Genomic DNA, 26,323 nt, shown 5'->3' on the forward strand with positions numbered 1-26,323 from the left:
CGATGGGGCCCGCAATATCGCCATCGCGGCCAAGGCCGGCTCCTACGGATGAGTGCTCGCCCTCGCGATTGTGTGACAGACACCGTGAATGAGCCCACTACCATGAACACTCAATACCGCAAGAACCTGCCAGGCACCGCCCTGGACTATTTCGACACCCGCGCCGCCATCGACGCGATCAAGCCCGGCGCCTACGCCACCCTGCCCTACGTGTCCCGCGTGCTGGCCGAGAACCTGGTGCGCCGCTGCGACCCGGCCACCCTCAGTGCCTCCCTGAGCCAACTGATCAACCGCCAACGCGACCTCGACTTCCCCTGGTTCCCGGCCCGCGTGGTGTGCCACGACATCCTCGGCCAGACCGCGCTGGTGGACCTGGCCGGCCTGCGCGACGCCATCGCCAGCCAGGGCGGTGACCCGGCGCAGGTCAACCCGGTGGTGCCCACCCAACTGATCGTCGACCACTCCCTGGCCGTGGAGCGCGCAGGCTTCGACCCGCAGGCGTTCGAGCAGAACCGCGCCATCGAAGACCGCCGCAACGAAGACCGCTTCCACTTCATCGACTGGACCAAGAAAGCCTTCAAGAACGTCGACGTGATCCCGCCCGGCAACGGCATCATGCACCAGATCAACCTGGAGAAAATGTCGCCGGTGATCCAGGTGCAGGGCGGCGTGGCCTTCCCCGACACCTGCGTGGGCACCGACAGCCATACCCCCCACGTCGACGCCCTGGGCGTGATCGCCATCGGCGTCGGCGGCCTTGAAGCCGAGAGCGTGATGCTCGGCCGCGCCTCGTGGATGCGCCTGCCGGACATCATCGGCGTGGAGCTGACTGGCCAATTGCAGCCGGGCATCACCGCCACCGACATGGTGCTGGCCCTGACCCAATACCTGCGCCAGCAGAAAGTGGTGGGCGCCTGGCTGGAATTTTACGGTGCGGGCGCGGCGAAGCTGACCTTGGGCGACCGCGCGACCATTTCCAACATGGCCCCCGAATACGGGGCCACCGCGGCGATGTTCTACATCGACCAGCAGACCATCGACTACCTGAAACTCACCGGCCGCGAAGACCAGCAGGTGCAGCTGGTGGAGGATTACGCCAAGCTGACCGGCCTGTGGGCCGACAGCCTGGCCACTGCCGAATACGAACGCACCTTGAGCTTCGACCTGAGCAGCGTGGTGCGCAACATGGCCGGCCCCAGCAACCCCCACGCGCGCCTGGCCACCAGCGACCTGGCGGCCAAGGGCATCGCCGCACCGTGGACCGAGACGCCGGGGCAGATGCCCGACGGCGCGGTGATCATCGCCGCCATCACCAGCTGCACCAACACCAGCAACCCGCGCAACGTGATCGCCGCAGGCCTGCTGGCGCGCAACGCCAACCGCCTGGGCCTGACCCGCAAGCCGTGGGTGAAGACCTCGCTGGCGCCCGGCTCGAAAACCGTCAAGCTGTACCTGGAAGAAGGCGGCCTGCTGCCGGAACTGGAGCAGCTGGGCTTCGGCGTGGTGGCGTTCGCCTGCACCACCTGCAACGGCATGTCCGGCGCCCTGGACCCGGCCATCCAGCAGGAGATCATCGACCGCGACCTGTACGCCACCGCCGTGCTCTCGGGCAACCGCAACTTCGACGGGCGCATCCACCCCTACGCCAAGCAGGCGTTCCTGGCCTCGCCGCCGCTGGTGGTGGCCTACGCCATCGCCGGCACCATCCGCTTCGACATCGAGAAGGACGTGCTGGGCCACGGCCCTGACGGCGCGGAAATTCGCCTCAAGGACATCTGGCCCAGCGACGCCGAAATAGACGCCCTGGTCAAATCCTCGGTGAAGCCCGAGCAGTTCCGCCAGGTGTACATCCCCATGTTCGCCATCCACGAGGACACCGGCCCCAAGGTCAGCCCGCTGTACGACTGGCGCCCCATGAGCACCTACATTCGCCGTCCGCCCTATTGGGAAGGCGCCCTGGCCGGCGCCCGGCCGCTCAAGGGCATGCGCCCGCTGGCGGTGCTGCCGGACAATATCACCACCGACCACCTGTCGCCCTCGAACGCCATCATGCTCGACAGCGCCGCTGGCGAGTACCTGGCGAAAATGGGCCTGCCCGAGGAAGATTTCAACAGCTACGCCACCCACCGCGGTGACCACCTGACCGCCCAGCGCGCCACCTTCGCCAACCCCAAGCTGTTCAACGAAATGGTCAAGGAAAACGGCCAGGTCAAGCAGGGCTCCCTGGCCCGCGTGGAGCCCGAGGGCCAGGTGATGCGCATGTGGGAGGCCATCGAGACTTACATGAACCGCAAGCAGCCGCTGATCATCATCGCCGGCGCCGACTACGGCCAGGGCTCGTCACGCGACTGGGCCGCCAAGGGCGTGCGCCTGGCCGGCGTGGAAGCGATTGCCGCCGAAGGCTTCGAGCGCATCCACCGCACCAATTTGGTGGGCATGGGCGTGCTGCCGCTGGAGTTCCTGCCGGGCACCAACCGCCACACCCTGGCCATCGACGGCAGCGAGACCTATGACGTGGTCGGCGCACGCACCCCGCGCGCCACCTTGACCCTGGTGATCCACCGCGCTAACGGCGAACGCCTTGAGGTGCCGGTGACCTGCCGCCTGGACACCGCCGAAGAAGTCTCCATCTACGAAGCCGGCGGCGTGCTGCAACGCTTCGCCCAGGACTTCCTCGAACAAGCCCCCGCGGCCTGAGGAGCGATGCCATGAGCTACCCCGCACAAATCCGCATTCCCGCCACCTACATGCGTGGCGGCACCAGCAAGGGCGTGTTCTTCAAGCTTGATGACCTGCCTGCAGATGCCCGCCAACCGGGCCCGGCCCGCGACGCGCTGCTGCTGCGCGTGATCGGCAGCCCCGACCCGTACGGCAAGCAGATCGACGGCATGGGCGGCGCCACCTCCAGCACCAGCAAGACGGTGATCCTGAGCCAGAGCACGCGGCCCGGCCACGACGTGGACTACCTGTTCGGCCAGGTGGCCATCGACGCGGCGTTCATCGACTGGACCGGCAACTGCGGCAACCTCTCGGCCGCCGTGGGTTCGTTCGCCATCAGCAACGGTCTGGTGCCGGCCGAGCGCATCCCGCGCAACGGCGTGGCCACCGTGCGCATCTGGCAGGCCAACATCGCCAAGACCATCATCGCCCACGTGCCCATCACCGACGGCGCGGTGCAGGAAACCGGCGACTTCGAGTTGGACGGCGTGACCTTCCCCGCCGCCGAAGTGCAGCTGGAGTTCATGGACCCGGCCGCCGAGGAAGAAGGCGGCGCAGGCGCCATGTTCCCCACCGGCCACCTGGTGGACGACCTGGAGGTGCCCGGCATCGGCACCTTCAAGGCGACGCTGATCAACGCCGGCATCCCCACCATCTTCCTCAACGCCGCCGACATCGGCTACACCGGCACCGAGCTGCAGGACGCCATCAACGGCGACCCCAAGGCGCTGGCACGCTTCGAGACCCTCCGCGCCCACGGCGCCCTGCGCATGGGCCTGATTTCGCACCTGGACGAGGCCGCCACGCGCCAGCACACGCCCAAGGTGGCCTTCGTCGCCGGGCCCGCCGCCTACACCGCCTCCAGCGGCAAGGCGGTAGGTGCAGGCGACGTCGACCTGCTGGTGCGCGCGCTGTCCATGGGCAAGCTGCACCATGCCATGATGGGCACCGCCGCCGTGGCCATCGGCACAGCGGCAGCCATCCCCGGCACCCTGGTGAACCTGGCGGCCGGCGGTGGCGAGCGCCAGAGCGTGCGCTTCGGCCACCCCTCCGGCACCTTGCGCGTAGGCGCCCAAGCCGAGCGGGTCAATGGCGAATGGAAGGTACTCAAGGCCATCATGAGCCGCAGCGCCCGGGTGCTGATGGAGGGCTGGGTGCGCGTGCCGCGCTGATTCCCGGACGCGGCCGTTGCTACGCACACCCGTAGCAGCTGCCGCAGGCTGCGTCCTCCCCCTACAACCAAAGTCCCCCCCTGTCGCCCCCCTGAACAACCCGCAAAAATCTCCCCATATCGGATTTCCTCGATATAATTGACCGTTGCGTGCCTGCCAGCACGCCACCCCGCGGCCGCGTCCGTGTTCCAGGATACCGTTCAATGCGCCTACCTTTACTGTCTCTCTTCGCCGTTGTGTGCGTGGCCGGCTGCGCCACCCCCAACTCCCCCAACAAGACCTTTACCAGCCTCAAGTCGCCCCAGGAAGTGGGTGAATGCATCGCCCCCAAATGGCAGGCGCTGCGCCCTGACACCGAGTCCTCGGGCAACAGCCGCCACTACCGCCTGGTGGTGAGCAGCAAGCTGGCCGCCGACGAGATCCTGGAGATCTACAAGACCTCCAACGGCAGCGAAGTCTCCTGGTACCAGCGCGAGCCCCTGACCCTGGGCCGTGGCGCGCTGAACAAAGCCGTGCGCGAGTGCCTGTAAGCGACGTCGCAAACACACTCCCACCCTGCATATTGGGCAAGGCCTTGACCCGCGTTCAAGGCCGCCGCCACGCCCGGCCTTGACCTGCCCCGCACTTGCCAGCGTGCACCAGGGCACCGCATGCAATGGTGCAAAATGGCGCGCCCGCCCGCTTGACGGCCAGCCCCTTGCAGCCCGCGCTGCCTTGGCTGCCCCTCCCTACCCGCGCATTTGCGTGCCCGCCGCGTGGCCCTTGAGCAAAGCGCATGGCCTGAACCAATAAACCATTCCCGCCCTGGGCCGCCTTCATCGACCCTGCAGTTCCCCGGTCTTCCCAAGGAGCTGTCGATGAACAAAGGTTATGCTACCGCCGCGTCCCTGGCGGTCTTTGCCCAAGGCCTGGCCTTGGCGCCACAGGCCCAGGCAGACGGTTTTCCCGGTATCGCCATGATCGCCCCCGGCTTTGGCTACTACGCCATCGACAGCGGGTTCGACAGCAAGCTCAAGGCCTACGGCACCCTGGACGCCTTCGCCAGCTATCACGACTCCGGCCACTCCACCGGCACCCAGCTGGGCGGCGGTGGCGCCTGGACCAACAAGCTGGGGGTGTACGCGCGCACCCCGGTGGCCACCGATACCGTGCTGGAAATGGACGTGGAGGAAGGCTTCAACGTCAACGGCAACACCGTGGGCCAGGACTGGAGCAGCATCGGCACCCTGCGCCTGGCCGTGGCGGCGTTGCGCAGCAAAGCCTACGGCAAGCTGGAAATCGGCAAGACCTACGGCATGGGCACGCCCACCTACGCCGACCCGTTCCTGGCCAGCTACGGCTCGCCCTACACCTACCTGGCGGTGCCCGCCGCCGGCAAGGGCGCCTACTATCTGGACCTGCGGCCCAAGCACACCGTGGCCTACACCACCCCCACCTTCCATGGCTGGAGCATTGGCACCGCCGCCAGCCTTGGCCTGGACGACCACGCCAGTGCGGGGCGCACCCTGCGCGGCGGCGGCGCCAAGCTGCAGTACACCGACAAGCGCCTGATCCTGCTGGCCTCGTTCAACCGCTACCTCAGCGACCCCTGGGAAGACGACGGCAGCCTCAAACAAACCGCCAACTACTACAAGAGCCTGTCGGCGTTCTACGACTTCGGGCCCTTCTCCAGCAGCCTCACCTGGCAGCGCCAGGACGTGGATGAAAGCGGCACGCCGAGCACCACGGTGCTCACCGCAGGGTTCATCAAGCCCCTGGGCAAGCGCGACCTGGGCCGGCTGCTACTGGTCAAGCGCACGGTGGAGTTCGGCGCCAAGGATGCCTATGGCGCGATGATCGGCTGGGACCACTTCTTCACCCCACGTTTCGCCAGCTACGTGCACGTGGGCATGATCAGCAACCAGCGCAACGCCTCGGTGACCTACGAGGGGACGCCGGTGGAACAGGCAGGGGACGACCCGCAGAACCTGACCGTGGGGGTGTATTACCACTTCTGAGCCGGTGGTGTGGCGGGACGCGGCCTGGCGGCCACTGCTACGGAACCTGCACAAAACCGTCAGGTCATTTATCATCCGTAGGCCACCGCCGCGTTCAGGGAGTAGGACGGATGAGGATTGAGCCCTTCAGGATTGCCATCGAGCAGACGGCACTTGATGATTTGCACCAGCGCCTGGGGGCCACCCGCTGGGCCGCCGGCGTGGAAGGCAATGGCTGGAGCGAAGGCACCGACAGCGCCACCCTGCGCCGGCTGGTGGACTACTGGCGCGAGGGTTTCGACTGGCGCGCCCAGGAGGCGCGGCTCAACCGCCTGCCGCAGTTCATGGCGCACATGCCCGGGCAACGCATTCATTTCCTGCACCAGCGCGGCCAGGGCCCGGCGCCGTTGCCGCTGGTGCTGACCCACGGCTGGCCCGGCTCGTTCGTGGAAATGGAAGCCATCCTGCCGCTGCTGGCCGACCCCGCCAGCCATGGCGGCGACGCCGCCGACGCCTTCCACGTAGTGGTGCCCTCGCTGCCCGGCTACGGCTTCTCGCCCGCGCCCAGCGCCAAGGGCACCGGCCCGTTCGAGATCGCCGGCCTGTGGGCGCAACTGATGACCGCCCTGGGCTACGACACCTTCGGCGCCCAGGGCGGCGACTGGGGCGCCAGCGTCTCCACCTGGCTGGCCTACCGCTACCCGGTGCGGGTCAAGGGCCTGCACCTGAACTTCATCCCCGGCTCCTACCGCCCGCCCCTGGGCCCCGACCAGCCGCCCGCCAGCGACGAGGAGCGGCGCTTTCTCGACCAGGCCAGCGCCTGGGCGCAGATGCACGGCGCCTATGGGCAAATCCAGGGCACCCGCCCGCAAACGCTGGCGGTGGGCCTCAACGACTCGCCCGCCGGCCTGGCGGCGTGGATACTGGAAAAATTCCAGGCCTGGAGCGACTGCCAGGGCGACGTGGAACGGGCGTTCGGCCTGGACGCGCTGCTGACCAACATCGCCCTGTACTGGTTGACCGGCGGCATCGGCGCCACCTTCCGCCTGTACCTGGAAAGCCGGCGCAAACCGCTGCAGTTCAGCCCCGGCCAGCGCGTGCTGCCACCCCTGGGCGTGGCGCAGTTCCCGGCGGAACTGCCCATGCCGCCGCGCAGCTGGGTGCAGCGCTGCTACAACGTGCAACGCTGGACGCACCTGCACCGCGGCGGGCATTTCGCCGCCATGGAGTGCCCTTATGCGCTGGCTGAGGACATCCGCGCGTTCTTCCGGCCGCTGCGCTGACCTGCTACGGCACCAGCAAGGCCTCGTGAATCTCCACGCTGGGCACCTCGCACTGGTGCCGGCGGTCCTGCAGCCAGGCCCGCATCTTGTGCACGTCGAAAATCTGGCCCTGCTCCATCAGGGTCAGCACCAGCTCATGTGACATGCGATAACGCCCGCATTCGGGGCAATGACGTTCTTCCCACGCGCCTTCGCACTGCAGATCTTCTGCGCTTCCCGCGCATATCAAGCAGCTCATGGGCAGCCTCCTTATTGTTGTTTTTCTACACTTTACCGGGCAATGCCTGCAATTTATGTGACAGGCGCCCACCGGCAAGTTCCTTTCCCTGGCAGGCGCACCGTAAATCAATGGAATATTTGTTGTCCAGCCATCGGAACCTGCGGCGGGCGAACGAATCAATGTCACATTGGGTTGGCATTGTTAATGCTTGCGTCAAGGACATGACATTTTTGTGACAGCGTAGATGCCTGTTCCAGCGCATCGCGTTGCAGTATCGCGGAAACCTGCACCATGAAAGAGCGCGCTACCTTGATTTGCCGCCGTGAAGACCGGATTCTTTACGTGCGCAAGGCCAAATCCCGCTGGAACCTGCCCGGCGGCAAGATTGAAAAAGACGAGAGCCCCGCCGCGGCCGCCGTGCGCGAGCTGCGCGAGGAAACCGGCTTGCAGGTGGTGGACCTGGTGTTCCTGGGCGCTTACGAAAGCGACGACACCCTGCATCACCTGTTCGAGGCGCGTATCGCCGACAGCGCCGTAGCCACGCCGCAGAACGAAATCGCCGAATGCCGCTGGCAAAGCCGCCAGCAGCTGGGCGAACTGCGCCTGACCGCCAACGCCCTGGCCATCGTCAAGACGTTGCGCGCCGCTTAAGGCTTGCGGAAAAACAACGACACCTGGCCCAGCTCGAAGCCCAGTTTGCTCATGGTCGAACGGTTGGCCAGGGTGTGCGCGTCCAGCAGGTACATCCAGTCATCGAAATGCACCTGCCAGGTCTTGCCGTCCACCAGCAGGTTGAGGTCGTACTGCCAGTGCAGGGTGTTGCCCGAGACCTCCCCCGTGGCCTCGCCGATCACATCGCCAGCGGTGCCGCGCCAGCGCCCGGGGCCGTCCGGGCGCAGGGTCCATTCACGCACCTGCTGGGTGCCGTCGCTGTAGGTGAACGCCTCATGCAGTATCAGCGCGTCACCCTGCAGGCGGCCGTCGACCACCACGTGCATGCGCTTCGCCACCTCGCCGGAGCGCTTCTGGAAAATGCCCCAGGCCTCGGTGCGGCCAGCGAAAAAGGTCGCAAGGTCCAGCGTCGGCTGCTGGTCACGGTAGGTGTGTACGTCCACGCCGCTGCAACTGGCCAGTGCCAGGCAGCACAGCAACATCAGGGTTTTCATGGCGGCGGCGCTCGGCGAGATTTCCCTTGAGCGTAGCTGGCGGGGCATTAGAATCCATGCTTTCGCCCACTCCAAGGACCGGCCATGGCCCAGATCATCACCTACGACGACAACCTGCACCGCGACGCCGTGATTGCCCTGTGGCGCGACGTGTTCGCCTACCCCACGGCCCACAACCGCCCTGAGCTTGCGCTGGAACGCAAGCTGGCGGTGGATGACCTGCTGTTCGTGGCGCTGCAGGATGGCCAGGTGGTGGGCACCACCATGGCCGGCTACGACGGCCACCGCGGCTGGCTATATTCGGTGGCGGTGCACCCGGCCTGGCAGCAGCACGGCATCGGCGCCGCCCTGGTGCGCCATGCCGAAACCGCCCTGGCCGCGTTGGGCTGCCTGAAGATCAACCTGCAGATCACCGCCGGCAACGACGCGGTGGCGGGCTTCTATGAGCGTCTAGGCTACGCCGTTGAACCCCGCATCAGCATGGGCAAAATCCTCTACACCCCGTAGCAGCGGCCGCCGGCCGCGTCCGGCACACCACGGTGGCAACCATGACTGAAAGCGCATAGACTTCACCTGACCGAATATTTTCTTCAAATGAGGGATGCAAAATGAATCCTGCCCTTCCCTCGCGCCACACGCCACGTAGCAAGGGTAGCCCGCGAGAGCAGGTCACCGAGCAATTCTGGGCATTCAGTAACGCCCGCGCTTCGCTGCTGGACGCCCAACGCCTGGTACAGATCAAGGAAGGCTTCGCCGCCGACTTGTCCATGGCCATCCGCGTGACCTTCGACCTTGCGGAGCGGCAGTTGGAAACGCTCATGAACGCTTCGATCTCCACGCTGGAACGTCGCCGTCGAGAACACAAACCGCTGGACCCGGTGGCTTCCGAGCGGCTGGACCGCATTGCCGCGGTATCGCAACTGGCCCAGGAAGTGTTCGAAGCCAAGCCAGCAGCGGCGCAATGGATGGCCACTGCCAACAAGGCCCTCGGCAACGAGGCCCCGATCATGCTGTGCGAAACCGAAATCGGTGCCCGCCAGGTGCTGCGCGTGCTGCATGCACTGGAATGGGGGGGCGTGGCCTGATGCGCGGTTGGCGCATCGCCAAGGCCCGTCGTGCAACTGATCTGTCCGGCCAAGGTGCTGCCATCGCTGGCGGCCGCTGGAACGACCAGGACCTGCCCGCCGAGTACATGGGCCTGACACCTGGCATTTGTTGCCTGGAAACCTTCGTGCACGCCAACGGCGAGCCGGTCATGGCCATGAAGATTACCTGCTTCGAACTGCCGGATGACCCCGCCCTATACCTCGAGCCTGGCGGCCATGAGCTGCCCGCTGGCTGGAATACCCTGCCCGCCGACCGGCCGAGCATGGCGTTCGGCAGCGCCTGGCTGCGCGAGGGCAAGTACCTGGGGCTGATCGTGCCCTCGGCCGTACTGGCACTGGAACGCAATGTGCTGCTCAACCCCAGGCACCCCGCCATCAGCCAGGTGCAGGTCGTGCAGGTCTATGACTTCATGTACGACCCACGGATGTTCGAGCGCTAGCCCCGTAGCAGCGGCCCCAGGCCGCGTCCGCCGACACCGCGGTATCGCGCCATCAGGTCTTCGAAGCCCCCTCGATCGCCTCCGCCAAATCCTGGTACTCCTCGCAGGTGGTGCTGCAAATGGACTTGATGGTCGCCAACTGCTCCTTGGCCAGGTCAAGCCGCCCCTTGATCACGTACGCCTCGCCCAGGTACTCACGCACCTGGGCATAGCGCGGGTCGAGCTGCACCGACTGCAGGTAGTAACCGATGCCCTCGTCGGTGCGCCCCAGCTTGCGCGTGGCGTAGCCGCGGTAGTTGAGCGCCTTGGCGGTGTTGGGCTGCTTGAGCGTGTCGAGCAAGGCGATGGCCTCTTCGTAACGCCCGTCCTTGGCCAGGCGGTAGGCGTAGTCGGTGCGGTCTGCATCGCTGGCGGCGCTGCTCTGTTGCATCACGCAGCTTTTGCTTTTGCTGTCCCAGACCTTGCCCTTGGGGCAGTTGGGCTTGGGCGGCGAGTCGTCGCCGCCACTGGCCCACAGCGGGGCACTGGCCAGGGCGGCGCTGAGCAGGGCAATGGGCAACAGGCAGGTGCGCAGGTTCATGGCGTGACTCCTGAGAGGAACACGGGAAGGGAATTGCAGTATAGGCGGAACGCCAGCCGGCACAGCCGGTCTCGATACTTGCACCTATGCTGTCTGACTCATCCAACGGGAGACCCGCCATGCATATCGATTTGAACGGCAAGACCGCGCTCGTCACCGGCTCCACCCAGGGTATCGGCTTCGCCATCGCCAAGGGCCTGGCCCAGGCCGGCGCCCACGTAATCATCAACGGTCGCAAGGCCGACGTCGTGGACGCTGCAGTGGCCAAGCTGCAGCAGGCCGTGAGCGGCGCCAAGGTGCAGGGCCTAGCCGGCGACCTGGCCACGGCTGAAGGCTGCAGGCAGGCGGTGGCCAGCGTGCCCCAGGTCGACATCCTGGTGAACAACCTGGGCGTGTTCGCCCTGCAGGACTTCTTCGACACCCCCGACGAGGAATGGGAACGTTTCTTCCAGGTCAACGTGATGTCCGGCGTGCGCCTGTCGCGGGCCTACGCGCCGAAGATGGCCGAGCGCGGCTGGGGGCGGATCATCTTCATCTCGTCCGAGTCGGGGCTGAATATCCCGGCGGACATGATCCACTACGGCTTCACCAAGACCTCCAACCTGTCCATCTCCCGCGGGCTGGCCAAGCGCATGGCCGGCACCGGGGTGACGGTGAACGCCATTCTGCCGGGCCCTACCCTGTCCGAAGGCCTGCAGGAGATGCTCAAGGACGACCAGGCGGCCAGCGGCGCTTCGCTGGAAGAAACGGCCGCGGCGTTCGTGATGAAAAACCGCCCCACCTCGATCATCCAGCGCGCAGCGAGCATGGAAGAGGTGGCGAACATGGCGGTGTACATCGCCTCGCCCCAGGCCTCGGCCACTACCGGGGCTGCGCTGCGCGTGGATGGCGGGGTGGTGGATACCATTGCCTGATGGCGCAGCAATATCCGTAGCAGCGGCCGTAAGGCCGCGTCCGGGCCGCGCCATCTGATCCGGTTTTTTCTCGTGTTTCTGAATCTGGTGTCCTTCGACCCCTGCAGCGCATAGTTCAGCCATCAGAACAGCGATGCAGGAGTCGAGACAATGGAAGAGTTCGGAGTCAAGGAGCTGGTCAGGTTTTCACTTTACGTGGTAGTGGCCTGCGGGGTGTTCTTCGCCGTCGCCATGTCCTTCTGAGGCCTGCGGCCGCGGGCGTGCCAGGGCGGTCACCACCGCCCCCACCGCCATCAGCACGCAGGTCACCACGAACACCACGCGCATGCCCACGTGGCCACCCAGGTAGCCACCGGCCAACGGCCCCAACACCTGCCCCACGTACTGGCTGGAGGTGGAATAGCCGAGCATGCGCCCCGCAATACCTTCAGGCACCGAGTGGCGGATGATGGCGGCAATGCACGGCAACAAGCCGCCCAACGCCAGGCCCATCAACAAGCGCAACACCACCAGCTGCCACGGCTCGGTGACCAGCGCCTGGGGAACCAGCAACACCGCAGCCGCCACCAGGCAGCCGATCACCACCTTCCAGTGCCCTACCCGGTCCGCCAGCTTGCCCAGGCGCGACGCCGAGAGAATGCTGCCCAGCGCCGCCGCCGACATCACCACCCCGGCCACCAGCGTCACGTTGGCCGCGCCCAATTGCATCAGGTACACGGTGATGATCGGTTCGATGGACATGTTCGAGAACATCACCAGGCACGCCACCACGAACATCGCCCACACCGGCTTCATGTTCACCCCGGCCGTGGCCTTCGGCGCGCCCTTGGCCACCGGCGCCCGCTTGGGCCGTGGCGCTTCCTTGAGCAGGAAGGCAGTGCCCAGGAAGGTCACGAAAATCACCGCGCCGGCAAGGAAGAAGGTGTTGCGGATGCCCACCAACGGCGGCAATAACCCACCAATCAACGGCCCCGCCAGGCTGCCGGCCATGATGCCCGACGACAGGATGCCCAACGCCCAGCCCGAGCGCGCCTTGGGGGTTTGCGTGGCCACCAGGATGGTCGCGCCCGAGGCGTAGCCGCCCAACAACCCCGCCAGCAAGCGCAGCAGCACCAATTGCCAGATATTCTCCGCCAGGCCGATCAGCGACATGGCGATGGCCATGCCCAGGCTGGCGCGAATCAGCATCAGCTTGCGCCCGTAGCGGTCGCCCAGGCGGCCCCATAACGGGGCGGTGAGCGCGGCCGAGAGGAAAGTGGCGCCGAAGGCAATGCCCGACCACTGCACCACGGCGGCCGGGTCGCTGACGCCCAGGTGCTCTACGTAGATGGGCAGGAACGGCAACAGCAGGGTCATGGCGACGATGGTGGTGAAGGCGCCGAAGACGCACACGGCGAGGTTGCGCTGCCAGTGCTGTTCGTGGGTGGGGGTGTCCATGGTGTTATCTCCTTTCAGGTGCAGATAAAAATAACCCCCGACAACTCATAAATAAAATTCATGTTTTTTATGCAGCCGATTCCACTAAGGAATGCCTGTGTGCCCGCACCATCTCATGCTGGATCACCTGCTCCAGCTGGATGAAGCTGAACAGGTACAACACGCTGGAATGTGCCGCCCGATGGCGAATGGAAATGCCCAGGCTGTAGCGCGGCAACCCCGCCACCTTGATGGCCTCGAACACATGCACCAGGTAGTCCTGCCACAGAAAGTTGGCGCCGCTGCTGATGGCCAGTCGTTTGTTGGCCGAATACACCAGGCTGCGCCGTGATTCGCGCGACGCCCTGATCAGGCCGTCGTCAATGTGCACGCCGCTCACTTCCAGTTCGGTACCGCCCTGCACCACGTAGGGCTTGTAGACCTTGTCGGCAGGGTCCAGCTGGCGAAAGTGTACGCGCACCTCCTCCATGCCCACCTGCGCGGTCTGGCCGAACAGGTGGGTGGCCAGGTGCCCGGCGACAGCCAGCAGGTAGGTGTCAAAGCCACCGGTGCCACCGGCCAGGAAACGGTCGGTCTGCGCGAGCAAGGCATGGTGGAAGCGGCACACCTTGAACACCTGCCGGGGCAACAGTTCGAAGAAATCGGGGTAGATCAGCTGCTTGTACTGCAACGGCAAGGGCATGGCCAGGCGCCCCTTTGCCACGCCATCGCGGGCCTGCAGCAGCGCTTGCGCCTCTTCAAGCTCGACGGCCAGCAACCGCCGTTGCACGTCCAATTGCGCCTGGCGCTGGTCGAGCAGCGCCCGCTCGGCGCTCAGCGCCTCGATATTGAGTTCACGCTTGAGCAGCGTCTCCAGTTCGTGACGCTTGGCGTCGTGGTAGGCGTCCAGCGCCTTGTTGTTGCCAAACACCACGTCGATCAGGGTGATGCGGTACCGGGAGTCCTGCTTGAGCAGTAGTTGGGTCAACAGCGCGATGGTGGCGAAAAAACCCACCACGTAGGCGCCGCCAAGGGTGAACACCAGCTCGCCCGATTCGTGCCCATAGCCCATGAAACCCTGCAAGGCCGAATCCGTCTCCAGGGCCACCGCGCCCAGGCTGGCGGAGCCGGCGATCACCTTGCCGGTCTTGGTGCCGAAGGTAAAGGCGGCCCAGCCGCCCATGGCGCCAGTGAACAGGCCCACGAGGATGAAAGTGATGATGTCCATGTTGAAAGTGTTCCGGGTAGCGGTCGTTGGCCGCCATTGAACGCCGGAACGCCGGTGCGCGTTACTGGTAGAAAGCGCAATGCCTCAGCGTGGCAGCCCAGGTTTTGGTTCGCCGCCCGGGCACTGCGGACCGGGATGGCGGTCAAACACCGCATCGTTGCTGGGCCGCCGTTGCACCCGGGCATGCCGCATCAGGCGCGCCTGGCTCATCATGCCCTGCAGTAGCACGGGCTCGTTGGGAGAGTCTGTGGTCATCGCGCACTTTCCTTGTAGGACTGGTCCTACATTGAACCGGTTAAATGAATTCTTGACTACTGGTAGTTCTGACAGGTGACAAGACCTGAAAAAAAGTGTATGGCGAGCCGCGTTTTGCCCAACTCCTTACTGCCTCCACACCTTGTAGCCGCTGCCGCAGGCTGCTCTGGCCCTTGATTACCCTGAAAATCTTCAGCGTGCCCCGGGGCCAGCGCAGCCTGGCGGCAGCGGCTACAGTCCATGTACCACTCATTCAAAGGATTGCCATGGCCCTGCCCAGCCTGCCCCGCACCCACCCTCGCCTGTCATCCTCCGCCGCCCTGGGCATTGCCGCCGGGCTGCTGGCCCCCGCCGACCCGGTCATGCGGGTGATCATCGGCTGGAACTGCGGCGTGTGGTGCTACCTGCTGCTGATGACCTGGCTGGCCACCCACGCCGACGCGCAGAAGGTCCAGCAAACCGCCCAGCAGGAAGACGAAAACGCCGGCCTGGTGCTGGTGACCGTGTGCATCGCCGCCATCGCCAGCCTGGCCGCCATTGGGTTCCTGCTGGCCGGTGGCAAGCAACTGAGCACCGGCGTGCGCGGCCTGCACTACGCGCTTACGGCGCTGACGGTGATCGGCTCCTGGCTGATGACCGGCATCATTTTCGCCCTGCACTATGCGCGGCTGTTCTACCTCACCAAGGCCCAGGAGGCACCCCTGCGGTTTGCCGATGGCGAGACCGACCCCGACTATTGGGACTTTCTGTACTTCTCCTTCACCATCAGCGTGGCCGTGCAGACCTCCGACGTGGGGGTAGCCACCCGCGCGTTGCGGCGGGTGGTGCTGGGGCACTCGTTGATCGGGTTTCTGTTCAATACGGCGATACTGGGGTTTTCCATCAACATCGCCGCAGGGTTGCTCAACTGAAACCCGCGCCGCTCAAGGTTGCGGTGCACACGTGTCGTCGGTGATAGGGTCACAGCCCAGGCACCAATCCTCCTCTTCGGTCGGGTAGCCGTCCCAACTGCAAGGGCAATGGGCGCCCGCCCGAATCAGGTCAATGCGGCAATAAGATTGCTTATGCTCGTTGTGCACGGCGGGCAGGCCCGGTGAGTACAGCGTGTAGAAAGCGTAGCCGGAGCCCGGGGTGCGCTGGCCCTCGCCCTGCCCCCGGTAGCTGGTAGGCAGGATGCAACGACGAAAATCTGCTGGCGCAATCGTGAAGGAAACTTCCTGTTTTTCCGTTGCTGCGGTGATATCGCGCTCCTCCTGATACAGGGTTCCAGGCAGGAACGAGCTGTCGACCAGGTTTGAGGTGGAATAGCCCTTCCATTCCAGCACAATCCGACTGTTAGCGACGAAACGGTCACTGGCCGGAATCTTGATGACCACGCCGCGCCATGGGTGGGCCGCGCAATTGTAATTGGCGATGATCGGGTTCCAGGTCTCCTCAGGGTCGGCAGCGAACGTGGCAGGGTTGGGGTCCGGGTAGAACGGCACCGGCAAGGTACGGTCCTCTACGGCAACCTCCACGCGGCACAAGGTGTCCCGGCACTGCTGGCCGTTGATGCCGTTGAAGGTGGTGTAACGCACCGGCACCTCCAGACTGCCGCCCCCCACCTGTACGTCCTCCCAAAGCACCGCGAAGACAATCAGTTTGCCCGCCGTGTCGCCGGCTTGCACCGTGTAGGTCGCCACCGGTGCGTCCCCCACCAGCCCGCCCCAGAACAGATCAAGCCTCTCGTCGAGCTGCGGGTCTGCGTACAGCAGCACTTCTACGCGCACCGGTTGGTTGGCGTCGGCAAGGGTGATGACGTTGTCGCCGGTAGCACCTTTCACCGTCACCAGCGGCAGACGCGAATTGACGGGGTCGATGGCCGGGTTGGGCGGCCCGGCCACGCTGAAGTCAACCGCCACCTCAAGTTCCACTGACGGCCAGCGCTGCGCGCCACGCACCACGGTATAGGTTACGTCGACCTCGTGAGGCACTTCGAAATGATTACCCACCGCCAGCACATCCCAGGGAATTTGCCGCCGCAGGGGAAACGAAGGGTTAGGCTCCACGGGGACCTCCACCATGACCTGCCCGCCCCAATCGACACTGATGGAATCACCGGCCTGGTAATCATACTGGTCAATCAGCACTTCCACGCCAGGGTTGGCGATGACATCGGCACGGGTGATCAGGCCATCATCCAAGGCAGGTACTTTCGGGCGTGCCAGGCTGGGCGGGACGGTTACGTTCACGCTCACCAACGTTTCGCGTGAGTCGGCGCTGGCGTTGCCCGCCCGGTCCTTGATGTAATACTTCAGGATTTTGCTGCCGTTGCGACGCGCGCGAATCACATCACCCGGCACCACTACATCGAAAGGCCCAATGCCAGCGCCCGCTGGTACCACCAGCCTGGCCGCGACCAACTCATCCCCTGGCACCGGGGAAAGGTTGCGCCAGTACAGTTCGATCACGTCATAGGGCTTGCAATCGAGATAGGCATCGATCGTGATCAGTACCTGGTCGCCGTGGCTGGCCAGATAAGCGTCGTCAATGCCTCCGGCGCCGACGTCAGCGGGCAGCCGGGGCTCCACCGGGGAGGAATTGCGGTAGGGCGCGCTACGGTCGATGGTCACCTCAGTGATCTTGGAATCATCGTCGTATAAGAAGGAGGATATCCGGTACTTAAGCCTGTGAACGCCTTCTTGCAGGTGGGCGACGGGCACCTCGAAAAACAATTGGGTGGGGTCGAAGGGGTAGCTGAATGTCTTGCTGCCCAATTCGGCGTCATTCCAGTAGTAGAACACCTCGGCAGAAAGATCATTCGGGTTCACGGGCGCAAGCGCCCATTGGTCGAACTCCACGACCAGGGGGGAGGTCAGGGCGCTGATGGGCAGCAGGTTATGTTCCAGCGCCCCGGGCAGGTCTAGCAGCACCGCCTGGGCCCTGGGAGGGGAAAATACGTCTGGCCGACGTGTTGGCGTGCTGGCGCCGGGAGGTGGGGTGTTGGTCATGACAATACCTCGTGGAATTAGGCACTAGGCAAGCCGCCAGTGCTTGTATTACCAATTAGGCGTGCTGGGCCATATGGCCCGCTACTGTCAGAACTAACAGTTCGGATGAATGGGGTTTGCTGCCGGGCGTGGGCCAATGGACCGCTGGTCGGGCCAAGGCGCCTACCTGTCATTTCTATCAGTAGGCACCCCACGGAAATGAGCATTGAATGGGTATCAGCAGGTGTGAACCACACCGCGCCACCGGCTTTTGGAGCAGCTTTTTCCAACAGCCTTCACGCACTGACTGATACGGAGTTCGACCTATGTCGTCATCCACCCCCACCCATAAAGAAAATATTGCCAGCTGGAAAGCCAAGCTTCAGGCAGAAAAACTGCGCATCGAGTTGGCCACCGCTCGGCAGCCTGGTGTTAACCAAGTATTGCCCCCCATCGTGGAAGGGGTGCTTGCCAACCTCCCCGATCCGCAATTGCCTGGTGACCATTTCAACCTGCTGCGTTCTGAAAAAACCCACGAAAACCTGTCCATCATTATTCCTTATGTACCCCTTCCCGACCTGCCAAGCACTATCTCCGGCACCTGGGACGGAGACGGTACTGTGGTGATAGGCAAAATCGTTCCGGGTGGCAGCGCTCCGGAAGACCAGGTGGTGTTCATCGAACAGACCGCTCTGCGCGCCAGCGGCCGTCATACTTTTGTCGGCAAAGTCGAAAACGACGTCATTGGCGATGATACGACCGCGCCGTACATCATCACCATCGATCACGACCGTCCCAATCTTGGCAACTCGCTCGCGCCGGTGGTGTTTCCCCAAGAGGTGCTGGACGGGATTACCGACGAGTACCTCACCGCCAATGGAGGCATCACGGGTAATGTGCAGCGCTGGGTGGATATCGCCCGGGATGATCGAATTGAGTTCCACTGGACCCGCGTGACAGCGCTCGGTACCGAAGACGACGCTGGCATCATTGTCGATACGCAGATCATCGCAGACCCCTCGCTGCCCATCACTGTCAGGGTTTCCGAAGCGGACATCAGGCGGCAACTCGAAGGCACGTTCGTGCTGTGGTATCAAGTTTTCGACCGGGCAGGCAATGACAACGCCCAGATGACCGCGCTGCAACCAAAACTGCAAGTGCTGTTGACCCCTCTGCCCGATTTCAACGGCAGACTACTGACCCTGGAAAAAGCAAGCACCGGCACCCTGTTGACTCGCGAAGACCTGTATCTGCAAGCCGGGTTGAGGTTGCCGACGTATGCCCCATTCATTGCAGGCGACCAGGCCCAAGTGTACTGGGATAACATGACAACCCCCGCCTTCGTTTATCCCCTCGTAACGGATAGCGCGCTGATTCCCCTGCCATACAGTGTGGTATCGAGTGGCGGCCAGGACGGCACCAATATCGCCGTCAGGGTCAAGGTAGTCCGGAACCAAACCAATGTCGGCACCTTCACCAACACTATCCGTGTGGACTATGACCTGGCGGTACCCGGCCCCGACTTTCCGCCTGGCGAACCCGGCCCGGAGAACAGCCTGTTGAACCTGGTACGCGTCAAGAGCGCCAGCTGGCAGAGTGCGGCGGACGACAACAAATTGCTGGTTGGCGATGAGGGCGAAGACGCCACCGCAGACGTAGTGCTGATTGCTGGGTTTACAGCGAACGCGCACTATCTGGCACTGATGTGGCCTGGCATTGACGAGCCCGTTGATGTTCAACCCATCACGAATGCCGCTGTTGGCCAAGTCATCACCTTTGACATTCCATGGCAGTTCATTCTAGAAGGGACATTCGGGCCGGCGGTTCCCGTGTATTACAAGGTCATCACCGACGACCCGGCCGACGGCTACCAGCAGTCTCGTACCACATTGGTCGATTCGCAGCTGGGGGGCATTATCGGCCTGCCACTGCCGAGTGTCACAGGCCGCCCTATTCAACAATACCCGAGTGCCACGCCGTTTCCTGCCTATATAGTGCGCTGCAACGAGAGGTATTGGGAAGGGTTTGGCCTGAGCATTCCGGCTGCAAACGGGAAGTGGGGTGTCGGTGCGAAGTTTACTGCAACCTTCCAGGTTTACGACGTACTCGACTCCGGCGGCACTGCGGGGGCGACCGAAACAGTCCCAACCCCGCCATACGAAACAACGCTGAGTGATGTCGTCAACGGCTTCAGCTACCCCGTGGTGTTCTCCGACTTCCTGCGTGCTTCGACCATGAAGCGTATTGAAATCAAGTACAACATCGATAATGCAGGGCAAACGGGCAGTAGCGGCGTTGTCAACTTCGTGATGGTGAATCTTGACGGCGGCGGCAATACCTGCGTGCCGACGCCGTAATTGCTGATGCAAAGCGGTTAAACTTCACTGGTTGTCTGAAGCGGACTTCCGCGCAAGCTTTTTCAAGGCTTGTGCGGAACTTTCCGAAAACGACGGCGAATTTTCCTACATTGGAAAGTTATCATGCCTACAAACACTTCAAACTTTAGACCTTATTGTATTGCGCTCCCAACACGTGCCCACGCGAATCAAAGGAGCCAATAAAATGCATGTAAGTAATTGTACGGGACAACTTCCCGTGAATATCCAGTTACAGCCGGCCTTCAAGACACGGCAATTGGCAGGCGCCCTATTGGTCGCACTGACCAGTTACTCCGCAGGCGCCCAGGCCACCACCGTATTTTTCAATGTCGACAAAGACATGACCATTAGGGCCGATTACGATATTTATCAGATGCAGAGGGGTTCCACACTGACCACCAACGGCCATCAGCTAGAAGGCGCGTATGCCATCGAGGGCAGCACCCTTAACCTCACGCCCGGGACGCTCCTGCTTCGGGCTGGCGCCAGAGCGACGGATGGCAGCACCATCGTTGCCGATGGGGTAACCATGACCAATGATGGTTCGTACGGCTACTACGCAGCGCTCGACGTTCAATACGACAGCGTCGCCACGGTCCGTAACTCCACGATTCAAAGTGCCCGCCAATATGCAATCAATGTCGACCGGGGCGGGCAGGTGACCCTGATTGATAGCGAGGTCAGCGGCCAGATCGGCATTCGCGTTGCAGGGGCGGCCACGACGTTGGACCTGGTTAATACAAAGGTGACAGCCAGGGGTGGCGCCTCGACGCCGGAGCTCGCCGCCGGCTTGTTGCTGGTCTCGGGCGGCACCGTAAACCTCAGTGCCGGTACAGTGGTTACGGGGGCGAACAATGGCATTATGATGCTGGGAATTCCCGCCGTCCCTACCACCCTGGTCATCGATGACTCTACCGTGACCACCACGAGCGGCGCCGGAATAGCGATGGGGGGGATTCTAGCCGGACCCGCTTCGGCGAACATCGTGCTGCGCAACGGCAGCCTGCTCACCAGCGATGCTGGCATCGCCATGTTGATGGACTCGGGCTCCACTGCCAGCGTTGCGGTGGACAACGCACATATCAAAGGGAATATTTCCCTGTCTGAAGCCAATACTGCAGCGGCCTTCACGCTTAACCAGGGGCTGATCACCGGCGATGTCAGTGCCGCGGATGGCAGCTCTGTGGTCGTGAATGCAGGCGGCGGCAGCCAACTGCGCGGTAACGTCGAGGCCAGCGGCGCAAGCACCGTAGCGCTTAGCCTGGACAGCAGCCTGATGGAAGGGAACGTGACCTCCGATGGCACCGGCAACACCACGGTGCAAATGACCGGTTCGCAACTTACCGGCAACCTGCTCAACGTCGACAGCCTGACCCTTGCCGGCAGTGTGCTCAACGGCAACATCAGCAATGATGGCGCCACCACTACTACCGTGCAAGCGACTGGCTCGCAGATCAACGGCAACCTGCTCAACGTCGACAGCCTGACCCTTGCCAGCAGCGTGCTCAACGGCAACATCAGCAACGACGGCGCCACGACCACTACCGTGCACGCGACTGATTCGCAGATCAACGGCAACCTGCTTGATGTTGCCAGCCTGGCACTTGACACCAGCGCCCTGAACGGCACCATCAGTGCCGATGGCATGGCGGCGCAGGCGCAACTCACCGGCAGCGACTGGATTGGGACCGGCGTCGCCAGCAACGGCGGCAACCTGCAGGTCAACCTGGCCCGGAGCACTATGGTGGGCGATCTCACGGCAGACGCCTCCAGCCAAGCCAGCGTGGTGATGACTGACGGTTCAAGCCTCAAGGGCACCCTGACCAACATCGCCAGCGCCAACCTCAGCGACTCGACCTGGCAGGTCACGGGCGACAGTACCGTCGGCACGCTTGCCTTGGCGGATGGCACCGTGGCCCTGGGTGACGCGGGTCAATTTTATCGGCTGTCCCTGGCTTCATTATCGGGCACCGGCACCTTCGAGCTGAGCGTGGACTTCGCCCGCGAGCTGGCCAGCTTCGTCGACGTCAGCGGCACTGCCACCGGCGATTACAAGCTATTGGTCAGTGCCCGCGGCGAAGACCCCGCCGCCGACAACAGCCTGCAGGTCGTACACACCGGCACTGGCTCCACGGCCCAGTTCAGCTTGTTGGGTGGGCCCGTTGACATGGGCACCTATTCCTATGAGCTGATGCAGCGCGGCACTGACTGGTTCCTGGATACCAGTACCAAGACAATCAGCCCTGAAACCGCGACGGTATTGGCCCTCTTCAACACGGCGCCCACCGTCTGGTACGGCGAGTTGTCGACCTTGCGGTCACGCATGGGCGAGCTGCGCTACAACGGTGCCCAGCCCGGTTTCTGGATGCGCGCGTACGGCAACAAATACAACGTCACCACCAGCACCGACGTCAGCTACAAGCAAACCCAGCAAGGTCTATCGTTTGGCGCCGATGCTCCCTTGCCGATGGGCGATGGCAATTGGTTGGTCGGCGTGATGGGCGGTTACAGCGACTCCAGCCTGAACCTTAACCACGGCACCTCCGGCAGCGTCGACAGCTACTACCTGGGCGCCTACGCGACCTGGCTGAACCCGGACAACGGCTATTATTTCGACGGGGTGTTGAAGTTCAACCGCTTCCAGAACGACGCCACGGTCAGCATGAGCGATGGCACCCGTGCCAAGGGCAACTACGACAACAGCGGCGTGGGCGCTTCGCTAGAGTTCGGACGGCACATTACCGTGGCTGATGACTACTTCGTGGAGCCTTATGCCCAACTGGCCGGCGTGGCAATCAGTGGCCGCGACTACACCATGGACAACGGCATGCGTGCCGAAGGCGACATAACCCATTCCCTGCTGGGCAAGGTCGGTACTACCCTTGGGCGCACCATCGCGCTGGACAACGGCATGGTGCAGCCTTACGTGCGGGTGGCGCTGGCCCATGAGTTTGCCCAGAGCAACCGCGTGCAGGTCAACGGCAACGCCTTCAACAATGACCTGTCCGGCTCACGCGGCGAAGTCGGCACCGGCGTCGCGGTATCCATGAACAAGCACCTGCAGCTGCACGTGGACCTGGACTATAGCAACGGCAAGAACATCGAGCAGCCGTGGGGCGCAAACCTGGGGTTGCGCTATAGCTTCTGATCAGCAAGATAGCGGTTGCCTGATCGGCCCTGCGGGGGCCGATTGTTACAAGTTGCCTGCGGGGCGCAGTTCGAACTTCGCCCCGCCTGCCGATAAACGGTACACTTGAGGCCCCGCCCCTCAAGGTGTGCGCTGCGCCCGTGCTGAGTTCATGTCAGCCTGCCTCGCCCCTGGCGGCAATCATGCCAACAAGGAACAAGGCCCGTGAGCAGCCCCACCACCCCGCCCCGCCACCGCGTCACCATGCTCGACGTTGCCCGCCGCGCCGGGGTGTCGAAAGCCAGCGTGTCGCGCTTCATCGGCGACGACAAAGCCCTGCTTTCGGACGCCATCGCCTTGCGCATCGAAAAGGCCATCGGCGAGCTGGGCTACCGCCCCAACCAGATGGCCCGCGGCCTCAAGCGCGGGCGCACGCGGCTGATCGGCATGCTGATGGCCGACATCCGCAACCCCTATTCCATTGCCGTGATGCACGGCGTGGAAACCGCCTGCCGCCGCCATGGCTACAGCCTTGTGGTGTGCAACACCGACCGCGATGGCGAACAGGAACTGCAGCAGCTGCAGGCGCTGCGCAGCTACAACATCGAGGGGCTGATCGTGAACACCCTGGGCAAGCACATGGACGAGCTGCGCGAACTGCAGAGCGAGCTGCCCATGGTGCTGGTGGACCGCAAGCTGGAAGCCTTTCACAGCGACATGACCGGCCTCGACAACGCCGGCGCCATGCGCATGGGCCTGGTGCACCTCAAGGCCCGTGGGTATCGCGACCTGGCGCTGGTCAGCGAGCCCCAGGACGGCACCAGCTCGCGCAACGAGCGCATCAGTGCGTTCGATGCGCTGGTGGCGCAGGACAGCCAATTGCGTGGCTGCAGGGTGCAAACCGGCGAAGCGCTGGAAACCCACCTGCGCGACTTTCTTGCCAGCAATGACCACGGCCCCAAGGCGCTGTTCTGTGCCAACGGCCTGGCCGCACTGGCGGCCGCCCAGGCATTGCGCACACTGGGCTGCAACCTGTTCGACGACGTCGGCCTGATTGCCCTGGACGACCTGGACTGGTACCCGCTGGTGGGCAGCGGCATCACGGCCCTGGCGCAACCTACCCATGCCATTGGCGTGCGTGCGTTCGAGTGCCTGCTGGAGCGGTTGCGCGGCGATGCGGGGCCGGCGCAGCGCTTTGATTTCGCGGCCGAGTTGGTGGTGCGCGGTTCGACCCCGCAAAAGTAGGTCCCGACCGCGTAACGGCCAGACGCCGCCTGGCGGCAGCTGCTACGCGATCGGGTGTGCCCCCCCTTCGTAGCAGCGGCCGCAGGCCGCGTCCCGGTCCCCAGGCGTATTGCAGCGTGCGCGGCGGCGCGCAGGGGCTTGACGTTCGCGCGTGGAAGGTGTTTTCTAATCAACACTGAAACCGATTTCAGTGCTGATAAAACAACAACAATATCGAAGAAGGAAACCTGGCCATGTGCCGTCCCTTTATTTTCAACATCGCGCCAATCCCCACGAATAAATGAACCACCGGCCCCACGCCGGGGTCTTCCGCATACCTTTTTACTGATCGAAATGTAACCGGTTTCAGAGGCCCAATAACAATGAATCTCTACCCCGTGTCCATCAGCCTGTCCAGCTACGGCGCCACCCTGGTTCGCGAACAGGGCCAGGTGCCCTTCGCCGCCCTGCTCAAGCAGGCCGGCGCTGACGTCATCGAATGGCGTGAAGAACTGTTCACCACCCTCGACGCTGACCAATTGCGCCAGGCCGCCGAGGCCCAGGGCCTGGAAAGCGTGTATTCGTGCCCCATGGAGCTGTGGCAGGCAGGCCGCACCGAGCCGGACCCGGCGCTGGTCACCGCCCTGGCCAACGCCGCGGCCTGCGGCTCGAAGTGGCTGAAGGTGTCGCTGGGCTTCTTCGCCCCGCACAACGACTTCGCTGCCCTCAAGCAACTGCTGGCCGACCAGCCGGTGCGCCTGCTGGTGGAAAACGACCAGACCACCCAGGGCGGGCGCATCGACCCGCTGGCGCGTTTCTTCACCCGCGCCCGCGAGCACAAGGTGCCGGTGGGCATGACCTTCGACATCGGCAACTGGCAGTGGCAGGATCAATCGGTGTTCAGCGCCGCCGTACAGCTGGCGCAGTACGTGGAGTACGTGCACTGCAAGGCCGTGGAGCGCACCAGCGCCGGCAAACTGGTGGCCATACCGCCGCACCCGCGTGACCTGGAACTGTGGGAGCAACTGCTGCGGCGCATGACGCCCGGGGTGATGCGCGCTGCGGAATTTCCGCTGCAAGGCGAGGATCTACTGCAGGTAACCCGTGGCCACGTGGCCACCCTCGCCCACTTGGGCCAACCGCAGGCAGGGAGCGTCGCCCATGGCTGATATCCTGTGTTTTGGTGAAACCATGGCCATGCTGGTGGCCGAACAGACCGGCGACCTCGCCGCCGTCTCGCACTTCCACAAGCGCATTGCCGGCGCCGACAGCAACGTCGCCATCGGCCTGTCGCGCCTGGGTTTCAAGGTCAGCTGGCTGAGCCGCGTGGGCAATGACTCCCTGGGCCGCTTCGTGGTCGACACCCTGCAGCGCGAAGGCCTGGACTGCCGCCACGTGGCCGTGGACAATGCGCACCCCACCGGTTTCCAGTTCAAGTCCCGCGAGGACGACGGCCAGGACCCGGTGGTGGAATACTTCCGCCGCGGCTCGGCCGCCAGCCACCTCAGCGTCGCCGACCTCAACGATGACCTGCTCGGCGCCCGCCACCTGCACGCCACCGGTATCCCGCCGGCGTTGTCGGCCAGCGCCCAGGAGCTGTCCAGCCACCTGATGCAGACCATGCGCGGTGCCGGCCGCAGCGTGTCGTTCGACCCCAACCTGCGGCCGTCGTTGTGGCCCAGCCAGACGCGCATGATCAGCGAGGTCAACGCCCTGGCCAGCCACGCCGACTGGGTGCTGCCGGGCCTGGCCGAAGGGCGCCTGCTGACCGGCTATGAAACCCCGGGTGACATCGCCGCGTTCTACCTGGACCACGGCGCGGAAGCGGTGGCCATCAAGCTAGGCGCGGAAGGCGCCTATTACCGCACGGCCCTGGGCGAAGGCTACGTGGCCGCGCACAAAGTAGCCAAGGTGGTGGACACCGTGGGCGCCGGCGACGGCTTCGCGGTGGGCGTGATCAGCGCGCTGCTGGAAGGCCTGACCCTCCCGCAGGCCACCGACCGCGGCAACTGGATCGGCAGCCGCGCCGTGCAAAGCCAGGGCGACATGGAGGGCCTGCCCAGCCGTGACCAATTGCTGGAAGCCGCGGCCCTGCGCCGCGCCTGATCCACCCGAACAACCCTGTTGCGACAACAACAAAATGCTCAGGAG

General features: G+C 64.1%; 23 protein-coding genes. 16 read left to right on the forward strand and 7 right to left on the reverse strand.

From position 1 onward, the window contains the following. Positions 1-102 precede the first annotated feature (102 nt). From acnD to AC0Z2B_RS20745, 5 genes are all read left to right on the forward strand, one after another. Positions 103-2,697, forward strand: coding sequence for a Fe/S-dependent 2-methylisocitrate dehydratase AcnD (gene acnD, locus AC0Z2B_RS20725; RefSeq protein WP_476299070.1), 2,595 nt, complete (start codon positions 103-105; stop codon positions 2,695-2,697). 11 nt (positions 2,698-2,708) lie between these two features. After that, entirely contained in the window at positions 2,709-3,890 is a 1,182-nt protein-coding gene (gene prpF / locus AC0Z2B_RS20730) for a 2-methylaconitate cis-trans isomerase PrpF (protein WP_476299072.1), read from the forward strand. A 203-nt stretch (positions 3,891-4,093) separates the two neighbouring features. Next, on the forward strand, positions 4,094-4,420 hold the full coding sequence (locus tag AC0Z2B_RS20735) for a hypothetical protein (RefSeq protein ID WP_476299074.1): 327 nt from the start codon (positions 4,094-4,096) through the stop codon (positions 4,418-4,420). Between the two features lie 327 nt (positions 4,421-4,747). After that, positions 4,748-5,887: a porin gene (locus tag AC0Z2B_RS20740; RefSeq protein WP_476299076.1), complete on the forward strand. Its 1,140-nt coding sequence runs from the start codon at positions 4,748-4,750 to the stop codon at positions 5,885-5,887. A 110-nt stretch (positions 5,888-5,997) separates the two neighbouring features. After that, positions 5,998-7,149: an epoxide hydrolase family protein gene (locus tag AC0Z2B_RS20745; protein WP_476299078.1), complete on the forward strand. Its 1,152-nt coding sequence runs from the start codon at positions 5,998-6,000 to the stop codon at positions 7,147-7,149. A gap of 4 nt (positions 7,150-7,153) precedes the next feature. Here the strand turns inward: AC0Z2B_RS20745 and AC0Z2B_RS20750 are convergent, their stop codons facing one another. After that, the gene (locus AC0Z2B_RS20750; protein WP_476299080.1) at positions 7,154-7,294 is read right to left on the reverse strand and encodes a hypothetical protein; all 141 of its coding nucleotides are present in this window, start codon (positions 7,292-7,294) and stop codon (positions 7,154-7,156) included. A gap of 366 nt (positions 7,295-7,660) precedes the next feature. Here AC0Z2B_RS20750 and AC0Z2B_RS20755 point away from each other — a divergent pair, with 366 nt between their 5' ends. After that, positions 7,661-8,020, forward strand: coding sequence for an NUDIX hydrolase (locus tag AC0Z2B_RS20755; protein WP_476299082.1), 360 nt, complete (start codon positions 7,661-7,663; stop codon positions 8,018-8,020). On the opposite strand, the gene AC0Z2B_RS20760 is transcribed toward AC0Z2B_RS20755, so the two are convergent. Continuing rightward, the gene (locus tag AC0Z2B_RS20760) at positions 8,017-8,535 is read right to left on the reverse strand and encodes a DUF3833 domain-containing protein (RefSeq protein ID WP_476299084.1); all 519 of its coding nucleotides are present in this window, start codon (positions 8,533-8,535) and stop codon (positions 8,017-8,019) included. The genes AC0Z2B_RS20755 and AC0Z2B_RS20760 overlap by 4 nt on opposite strands. A gap of 84 nt (positions 8,536-8,619) precedes the next feature. Between AC0Z2B_RS20760 and AC0Z2B_RS20765 the strand changes: the two genes are divergently transcribed. The 3 genes from AC0Z2B_RS20765 (at position 8,620) to AC0Z2B_RS20775 (ending at position 10,081) form a co-directional block, all read left to right on the forward strand. Further along, complete coding sequence (locus AC0Z2B_RS20765; protein ID WP_476299086.1) at positions 8,620-9,042, forward strand: GNAT family acetyltransferase; 423 nt, start codon at positions 8,620-8,622, stop codon at positions 9,040-9,042. 101 nt (positions 9,043-9,143) lie between these two features. Then, positions 9,144-9,620 (forward strand): type II RES/Xre toxin-antitoxin system antitoxin, encoded by a 477-nt coding sequence (gene parS / locus AC0Z2B_RS20770; protein WP_476299088.1) that lies wholly within the window; start codon positions 9,144-9,146, stop codon positions 9,618-9,620. Then, positions 9,620-10,081, forward strand: a complete 462-nt coding sequence (locus tag AC0Z2B_RS20775; RefSeq protein ID WP_476299089.1) for an RES family NAD+ phosphorylase — start codon at positions 9,620-9,622, stop codon at positions 10,079-10,081. The genes parS and AC0Z2B_RS20775 overlap by 1 nt, the downstream gene beginning before the upstream one ends. A gap of 52 nt (positions 10,082-10,133) precedes the next feature. Here AC0Z2B_RS20775 and AC0Z2B_RS20780 read toward each other — a convergent pair whose 3' ends face one another. Next, positions 10,134-10,661, reverse strand: a complete 528-nt coding sequence (locus AC0Z2B_RS20780; RefSeq protein ID WP_476299091.1) for a tetratricopeptide repeat protein — start codon at positions 10,659-10,661, stop codon at positions 10,134-10,136. A 119-nt stretch (positions 10,662-10,780) separates the two neighbouring features. Here AC0Z2B_RS20780 and AC0Z2B_RS20785 point away from each other — a divergent pair, with 119 nt between their 5' ends. Then, entirely contained in the window at positions 10,781-11,575 is a 795-nt protein-coding gene (locus AC0Z2B_RS20785; protein WP_473002536.1) for an SDR family NAD(P)-dependent oxidoreductase, read from the forward strand. A 186-nt stretch (positions 11,576-11,761) separates the two neighbouring features. On the opposite strand, the gene AC0Z2B_RS20790 is transcribed toward AC0Z2B_RS20785, so the two are convergent. From AC0Z2B_RS20790 to AC0Z2B_RS20800, 3 genes are all read right to left on the reverse strand, one after another. After that, the gene (locus AC0Z2B_RS20790; RefSeq protein ID WP_476299092.1) at positions 11,762-13,012 is read right to left on the reverse strand and encodes an MFS transporter; all 1,251 of its coding nucleotides are present in this window, start codon (positions 13,010-13,012) and stop codon (positions 11,762-11,764) included. A 67-nt stretch (positions 13,013-13,079) separates the two neighbouring features. After that, the gene (locus AC0Z2B_RS20795) at positions 13,080-14,219 is read right to left on the reverse strand and encodes a hypothetical protein (RefSeq protein ID WP_476299094.1); all 1,140 of its coding nucleotides are present in this window, start codon (positions 14,217-14,219) and stop codon (positions 13,080-13,082) included. Positions 14,220-14,303: 84 nt separating this feature from the next. After that, a complete protein-coding gene (locus tag AC0Z2B_RS20800; protein WP_476299096.1) occupies positions 14,304-14,474 on the reverse strand; it encodes a hypothetical protein in 171 nt (56 codons plus the stop codon). Between the two features lie 272 nt (positions 14,475-14,746). Between AC0Z2B_RS20800 and AC0Z2B_RS20805 the strand changes: the two genes are divergently transcribed. Next, complete coding sequence (locus AC0Z2B_RS20805; RefSeq protein WP_476299208.1) at positions 14,747-15,385, forward strand: DUF1345 domain-containing protein; 639 nt, start codon at positions 14,747-14,749, stop codon at positions 15,383-15,385. Positions 15,386-15,397: 12 nt separating this feature from the next. Here AC0Z2B_RS20805 and AC0Z2B_RS20810 read toward each other — a convergent pair whose 3' ends face one another. Continuing rightward, positions 15,398-17,464, reverse strand: a complete 2,067-nt coding sequence (locus AC0Z2B_RS20810) for a hypothetical protein (RefSeq protein WP_476299097.1) — start codon at positions 17,462-17,464, stop codon at positions 15,398-15,400. A 305-nt stretch (positions 17,465-17,769) separates the two neighbouring features. Between AC0Z2B_RS20810 and AC0Z2B_RS20815 the strand changes: the two genes are divergently transcribed. The 5 genes from AC0Z2B_RS20815 (at position 17,770) to AC0Z2B_RS20835 (ending at position 26,278) form a co-directional block, all read left to right on the forward strand. Next, positions 17,770-19,800: a hypothetical protein gene (locus AC0Z2B_RS20815; protein ID WP_476299098.1), complete on the forward strand. Its 2,031-nt coding sequence runs from the start codon at positions 17,770-17,772 to the stop codon at positions 19,798-19,800. 205 nt (positions 19,801-20,005) lie between these two features. Then, positions 20,006-22,969 carry an autotransporter outer membrane beta-barrel domain-containing protein gene (locus tag AC0Z2B_RS20820; protein WP_476299100.1) on the forward strand — a complete coding sequence of 988 codons (2,964 nt, stop codon included), beginning with the start codon at positions 20,006-20,008 and terminating at the stop codon, positions 22,967-22,969. Between the two features lie 204 nt (positions 22,970-23,173). Next, the gene (locus AC0Z2B_RS20825) at positions 23,174-24,193 is read left to right on the forward strand and encodes a LacI family DNA-binding transcriptional regulator (RefSeq protein ID WP_476299102.1); all 1,020 of its coding nucleotides are present in this window, start codon (positions 23,174-23,176) and stop codon (positions 24,191-24,193) included. 362 nt (positions 24,194-24,555) lie between these two features. Further along, entirely contained in the window at positions 24,556-25,341 is a 786-nt protein-coding gene (locus tag AC0Z2B_RS20830; RefSeq protein WP_476299104.1) for a sugar phosphate isomerase/epimerase family protein, read from the forward strand. Then, complete coding sequence (locus AC0Z2B_RS20835) at positions 25,334-26,278, forward strand: sugar kinase (RefSeq protein WP_476299105.1); 945 nt, start codon at positions 25,334-25,336, stop codon at positions 26,276-26,278. The genes AC0Z2B_RS20830 and AC0Z2B_RS20835 overlap by 8 nt, the downstream gene beginning before the upstream one ends. The last annotated feature ends 45 nt before the right edge of the window (positions 26,279-26,323 follow it).

The organism is Pseudomonas sp. GYB4201, assembly GCF_056312595.1.

Bases quoted from the DNA above. Each gene is read 5' to 3' on its own strand.
- AC0Z2B_RS20780 (WP_476299091.1), bottom strand. From the start codon at position 10,661: ATGAACCTGCGCACCTGCCTGTTGCCCATTGCCCTGCTCAGCGCCGCC.
- AC0Z2B_RS20785 (WP_473002536.1), top strand. From the start codon at position 10,781: ATGCATATCGATTTGAACGGCAAGACCGCGCTCGTCACCGGCTCCACC.
- AC0Z2B_RS20800 (WP_476299096.1), bottom strand. From the start codon at position 14,474: ATGACCACAGACTCTCCCAACGAGCCCGTGCTACTGCAGGGCATGATG.
- AC0Z2B_RS20750 (WP_476299080.1), bottom strand. From the start codon at position 7,294: ATGTCACATGAGCTGGTGCTGACCCTGATGGAGCAGGGCCAGATTTTC.
- AC0Z2B_RS20810 (WP_476299097.1), bottom strand. From the start codon at position 17,464: ATGACCAACACCCCACCTCCCGGCGCCAGCACGCCAACACGTCGGCCA.
- acnD (WP_476299070.1), top strand. From the start codon at position 103: ATGAACACTCAATACCGCAAGAACCTGCCAGGCACCGCCCTGGACTAT.
- AC0Z2B_RS20790 (WP_476299092.1), bottom strand. From the start codon at position 13,012: ATGGACACCCCCACCCACGAACAGCACTGGCAGCGCAACCTCGCCGTG.
- AC0Z2B_RS20775 (WP_476299089.1), top strand. From the start codon at position 9,620: ATGCGCGGTTGGCGCATCGCCAAGGCCCGTCGTGCAACTGATCTGTCC.
- AC0Z2B_RS20760 (WP_476299084.1), bottom strand. From the start codon at position 8,535: ATGAAAACCCTGATGTTGCTGTGCTGCCTGGCACTGGCCAGTTGCAGC.
- parS (WP_476299088.1), top strand. From the start codon at position 9,144: ATGAATCCTGCCCTTCCCTCGCGCCACACGCCACGTAGCAAGGGTAGC.
- AC0Z2B_RS20755 (WP_476299082.1), top strand. From the start codon at position 7,661: ATGAAAGAGCGCGCTACCTTGATTTGCCGCCGTGAAGACCGGATTCTT.
- AC0Z2B_RS20830 (WP_476299104.1), top strand. From the start codon at position 24,556: ATGAATCTCTACCCCGTGTCCATCAGCCTGTCCAGCTACGGCGCCACC.
- AC0Z2B_RS20740 (WP_476299076.1), top strand. From the start codon at position 4,748: ATGAACAAAGGTTATGCTACCGCCGCGTCCCTGGCGGTCTTTGCCCAA.
- AC0Z2B_RS20735 (WP_476299074.1), top strand. From the start codon at position 4,094: ATGCGCCTACCTTTACTGTCTCTCTTCGCCGTTGTGTGCGTGGCCGGC.
- AC0Z2B_RS20795 (WP_476299094.1), bottom strand. From the start codon at position 14,219: ATGGACATCATCACTTTCATCCTCGTGGGCCTGTTCACTGGCGCCATG.
- prpF (WP_476299072.1), top strand. From the start codon at position 2,709: ATGAGCTACCCCGCACAAATCCGCATTCCCGCCACCTACATGCGTGGC.
- AC0Z2B_RS20765 (WP_476299086.1), top strand. From the start codon at position 8,620: ATGGCCCAGATCATCACCTACGACGACAACCTGCACCGCGACGCCGTG.
- AC0Z2B_RS20820 (WP_476299100.1), top strand. From the start codon at position 20,006: ATGCATGTAAGTAATTGTACGGGACAACTTCCCGTGAATATCCAGTTA.
- AC0Z2B_RS20815 (WP_476299098.1), top strand. From the start codon at position 17,770: ATGTCGTCATCCACCCCCACCCATAAAGAAAATATTGCCAGCTGGAAA.
- AC0Z2B_RS20745 (WP_476299078.1), top strand. From the start codon at position 5,998: ATGAGGATTGAGCCCTTCAGGATTGCCATCGAGCAGACGGCACTTGAT.
- AC0Z2B_RS20835 (WP_476299105.1), top strand. From the start codon at position 25,334: ATGGCTGATATCCTGTGTTTTGGTGAAACCATGGCCATGCTGGTGGCC.